General features: G+C 57.1%; 1 protein-coding gene. It reads right to left on the minus strand.

Annotated features, from left to right (window positions below; translation table 11 throughout):
- A partial coding sequence (locus BLO43_RS16050) for a non-ribosomal peptide synthetase (protein ID WP_217628094.1) occupies window positions 1-5,642 on the minus strand: 5,642 nt, incomplete at its 3' end.
- Window positions 5,643-5,665: the final 23 nt, after the last annotated feature.

Raw genomic sequence — 5,665 nt, forward strand, 5'->3', positions numbered from 1 at the left:
ATCGCCAGCAGGCCAACGATCATCTCGATCGAGCGCTCCACCGCGATGCCCACCCTGGTCTCGGCCTTGACGCCCAAGGCAATCAACCGGTGTGCCAACTGGTTCGCCCGCCGGTTCAGCTCCGCATAGCTCAACTCGGTGTCGCCAAAAATCAGCGCGACACCCTCGGGACAGGCTTCCACCTGCCGTTCGATCAGACGGTGCACCGGCTCGGCATTCGCATAGCGCTGCTCGTTGACTCCCCATGCCTTCAGCTGCGCCTTCTCCTCTCCACTCAGAATGTCAATGTCGCCCAGGATGCGTCCTGAACCCTGCACAATTTCGCGGAGTAACCTTTCCACCTGTGCCGCGATGCGGCTTATATTAATCTCCGAGAAATCCTTACCGGTGTAGCTATATTGAAGATTGAGCGTGTCTGCCTGTGTTACCGACACAGTCAAGGCATAATTGGTAACTTCCCGGCTTCTGACGGCGGAAAAGACGAGTTCGCTTGATGCGAATTGCTGCAAAGCCTCGTCCATCGGGTAGTTTTCGAACACCAGAATACTATCGAATAACCCCTGGCCGCCCTGCCCTCCCCAGCGCTGGATTTCATACAATGGCGTATGCCCATGTTCACGCAAGGACAGATTCTGCGCTTGCAACTCACGTAGCCAAGCGGATATCTCTTGCTCTGGATCCAGCATCGCGATCACAGGCAGAGTATTGATAAAAAGCCCTAGCAACCGGTCAGCCCCTGGCAAATCATCCGGCCGGCCCGCAATGGTTACGCCGAAAGCAACTGCTGGCTGGCAAGTGTAACGATTCAGGAGCAATGCCCAGGCGGCCTGTATCAGGGTATTGACGGTGACGCGCTCGCGCCTTGCGAAATCGATTAAACCCGCTGTAGCAGTGCGCTCAATTACACTTGTGTATTCGCCGTAACCAGAATCTTCGCCATGCGCGGAGAAAGCATCAGCCAGTCGGGTTGGCTCGCCCATGCCGCGTAGTTGTTCCCGCCAATGGATCTCCGACGCATTCATATCGCGGCTCTGAAGCCACTCGATGTAATTGCGATAGCGACCTCCCGATGAAGACAGTCTCATTCCGCCATACTGCTGCAACACTTCGCTCATCAACTGGGAAGCACTCCAGCCATCCAGCAGCAGATGATGAATGGTCCAGATAAAGTGATACTTCTTGTTGGCAAGGCGCACCAATGCCAAACGCATGAGCGGGGGTTGTGTCAGATCGAAACCGCGAGCGTGTTCTGACCGGGCCAGCGCCTGCAGATCCTGTTCCTGATTCACTGATTGCCGGCTTGACTGGTCTTGCCAATCATATTCCGTCAGCGGCAGCTCAATAGCTCTGGCTACCCACTGAAGCGGCACATCACGCTGATGCAGGAAGCCTGTGCGTAATACGTCATGACGATCCACAGCAGCTTGCCACGCCGCCTTGAATCGCTCCACGTCCAATCCTTCGACGTCGGCTCTCAACTGATTCACATAGAGACTGCCGTCGGAATCATATACGCTATGAAACAGCATTCCCGATTGCATCGGCGAAACCGGATAAAGATCATCAAGCCGTTCTGCTGGAATTGGCAAACCATTTAGCTCATCTTGCGTGACCTGAATCAGGGGAAAATCCGATGGCGTGGTGCCCCAGATCCCGCTGGTGCAATGGGTAATCAATCTTTCGAGTTCAGCCTGATAGTCCTTCACAAAGGACTTGATCGTGGCTTTGGCATAGCGAGCTTGGCTATAACTCACTTCCAGGCTGAGTTCACCCGCATAGACGTGACCATTTATGGATATGTCATGGGTCGGCACCACGGCTGCATCCATTAAATCACCGGCAGGCTCGGTCGCCAGCGTCCACGATGCTTCGTCAAAACTGGCATCGAATTGTCCCAGGTAGTTGAAGACCACTTCCGCCTTGGGTACGCATGCCAAGGCCCGCCGCTGTTCCGGCGTACCGTGGTATTTAAATAAGCCATAGCCCAATCCCTTGTTGGGTGGTTGCCGCAGGCTCTCCTTGATACGCTTGATCCTCTGTTCCAAATCACCGGAGGGATCAAGGATCACCGGATAAAGACTGGTAAACCAGCCCACCGTTTGCGAAAGATCGATGTCCGCATATAAATCTTCGCGTCCATGACCTTCCAGATCGACCAGGATCTTCTCGTGTCCGCTCCACCGGCATAAGGCGCTTCCTAACGCGGTCAACAAAAGGTCATTAACCTGGGTACGGTAGGCCGCGGGAGCTTGCTTGAGCAAGGCTTGCGTCTGCCTGCGGTCGAGCCCGAGGATAATGCTGACTTGATGATGAACGTTGTTCGGGCCTTGCGGATAATCCTTAGGCAGGGAAACGGGTATATCTGCCAAGCCTTGCCAGTAAGGTAGTTCATCCCCATGGCTATGAACGTAGCTCTGGAGCCGTTGCGCCCACATCGGATAGCCGCTCGTCTTTTCGGACAGCGTGATCGATACCCCTCTCCGATATTGATCATAGGCATTCTGCAAGTCTTCAAGCAGGATACGCCAGGAAACACCGTCAACCACTAGATGATGAATAACCAGCAGCAGTCGCTGGGTACCATCGCCCATTTCGATGACCAGAGCTCGCAATAGCGGGCCTTCCGTCAGATTCAAGCTGCGTTGAGCCTCATTGCATAACGCCTCGAACTGCTCGGTACTGGCAGCATGACGTACCCATGGCACAACCTGCAAATTTTGGGCAACAGGTTCGCCGCAAGTCTGTTGCCAGTTGCCGGCCGATTGTTTTACATAGCGAAAACGGAGGGCATCGTGATGACGCACCACGGCTTCCAACGCCCGAGCCAGGCATTCGATATCCAGAAGCTGGCTGCTTTTGAGCAGCACGGCCTGGTTCCAGTGATTCCGGACAGGAATTTCCTGTGCGAAGAATTCAACCTGGATTGGGAGCAGCGGCACGAGGCTGCTCGCACCCGTTGAAGTGTTTCCTATATCTTTCTGTATCGTTTCAGCCAGCCCTTCTGCCGGGGCGACCACTACGGCCAGCGCGGCAATGGTCTGCCGTTCGAACAGTTGCCGGGGGGTGATCTTCCAGCCCGCACGACGTACTTTGGTCACTATCTGCAAGCTGAGTATCGAATCGCCACCCAGCTCAAAGAAGTTATCATTGCGCCCCACCTGCCCAATACCGAGCACATCGGCCCAGATGCCCGCCAATACTTCTTCCACCTCGCCCTGGGGCGCCTCATAGTGGTTGATGCTGGTAAATTCCGGCTCGGGCAGCGCCTTGCGATCCACCTTGCCGTTCGGATTCAGCGGCAAACGCTCCAGCACCACAATCGCCGCAGGAATCATGTAATCCGGCAACGCCTGGCCGAGCGCCTCGCGTAGCGCGGCATTGTCAATGCTGGCGCCCGCTTGCGGGGAAACATACGCTACCAGCCTGGCGCCCCCTGTTACACCGGGCCCTTCCCCTGCAACCACCACCGCTTCCCTTATCTCGGGCTGTAACAGCAGCTGCGCTTCGATTTCTCCCAGTTCAATGCGGAAGCCTCGCACCTTGACCTGATGATCCAGCCGCCCCAGATACTCGATCTGTCCATCCGCGCGCCATCTTGCCAGATCCCCCGTGCGGTACAACCGCCCTCCCTTCTCGTCAAAAGGATCGGCAATAAAACGCTCCGCCGTCAGTCCGCCACGATTGAGGTAGCCGCGCGCCAATCCGCCACCCCCCAGATACAATTCACCTGCGACGCCCTGCGGAACCGGATTGAAATCAGAATCAAGAATGTAGGCCGACCGATCCCCGACGGGATGACCAATCGGCATATAGGCGGACTCAAATCTAGTACCAGGATAAGCTTTAGAAATCAAGGGAGTAATAACTGTCTCGGTAGGACCATAGCCATTGACGATGCGGGGGGGCTGAAGTACCTCTTGCACGAAATCAAAACTGGCACGAGTCATTGCTTCGCCGCCAACGGTATAGGAGCGGATCGGCAAACTGCGGCCGGCATTACCTATTAGCTCAGCCAATTGATGCAGATAACCGGGTGTAAAACAGGCGATGGTTATCCGATGCTTCGCAATCTCGGCAACAGTGCGATCAACAGACCAGATATCATTGTCACGCGGCATCAATGCCGCGCCGAAGGCCAGGGGTACAAGCCAGCGTTCGTGCGCACCGTCAAAATTGATCGATGCAAACTGAAGCTCCCGATCCGCTGCCGTCATACCGTAAACTTCACCGATAGCCTGGACATGCATCGACAGAGGCCCATGGGCTACACCCACGCCCTTGGGCTTGCCGGTAGAGCCGGAGGTATAGATGACATAAACAAGATTGTCCCCGTGCACGGGTATGGCGGGATTGCCTGTCCCTTCCCCGCTCACATCCAGCGTGTCCAGTTCCAGCACCGCGCACTGCGCCGGATGCGGGATGCGCGCCTTGATATGGCTTTGTGTCAGCAGCAAGCCAATGCCGCTGTCCGTCACCATGTAGTTCAGCCGCTCCTGCGGATACTCCGGGTCCAGCGGCACATACGCACCCCCCGCCTTGAGAATCGCCAGCAGGCCAACGATCATCTCGATCGAGCGCTCCACCGCGATGCCCACCCTGGTCTCGGCCTTGACGCCCAAGGCAATCAACCGGTGTGCCAACTGGTTCGCCCGCCGGTTCAGCTCCGCATAGCTCAACTCGGTGTCGCCAAAAATCAGCGCGACACCCTCGGGACAGGCTTCCACCTGCCGTTCGATCAGACGGTGCACCGGCTCGGCATTCGCATAGCGCTGCTCGTTGACTCCCCATGCCTTCAGCTGCGCCTTCTCCTCTCCACTCAGAATGTCAATGTCGCCCAGGATGCGTTCAGGATGTTCGGCCAGTTGCTGGAGGAGATGAAGATAGTGTGCACCCAGCCGTTCAATGGTGGCCGCTTCGAACAATTCGGCGGCATAGCTGAACAGGGCCCCGACTTGCCCATCCGGCCGTTCGGTGGTGTCCAGCGTCAGCTCGAACTGGGCCGCCTGTTCCTCCACCTCATAACCGCCTAAGGTAAGTCCAGGCAAGCTTTCCAGCAGGCGATGATCCTCGCGCAGGTGGTTATACATAACCTGGAATAAAGGATTCTGGTTCAGGTTGCGTTCAGGCTGGAGGGCTTCCACCAGCTGTTCGAACGGCAGGTCCTGATGTGCCTGCGCACCCAGCGCCGCTTCACGTGCCTGGTCAAGCAGGACCCTAAGGGAGGCGCGGCTGTCGATACGGTTACGCAGCACCTGGGTGTTGACGAAGAAGCCGATAATGCTTTCAACCTCGATCCGGTGGCGATTGGCGATCGGAACGCCCACGCGTATGTCATCCAGCCCGGTATAACGCTGCAGCAAGGCCTGAAAACCGGCCAGCAGCGCCATGAAAAGCGTGGCGCCCTGGCGTTGGGCCTGACGCTGCAATCCCGCCACAAGAGCGGCCGGCAATACAAAGGAAAAGCGCGCTGCGCGATAGCTGGCGGTGGATAGCCGGGGGCGATCGGTTGGAAGCTGCAATACCGGGTGTGTGTCCCCCAGCTGGGCGCGCCAGTAGGCCAGCTGCCGGTCTTTCTCCCCCGCCTCCAGCCAGTTGCGCTGCCATACGGCATAATCGGCATACTGTATCGGCAGTGCCGGCAAGGAAAGCGCCTGTCCCTGCACGC

The organism is Nitrosospira sp. Nsp13, from assembly GCF_900101945.1.
In the GTDB taxonomy this organism is placed as follows: Bacteria; Pseudomonadota; Gammaproteobacteria; order Burkholderiales; family Nitrosomonadaceae; genus Nitrosospira; species Nitrosospira multiformis_D.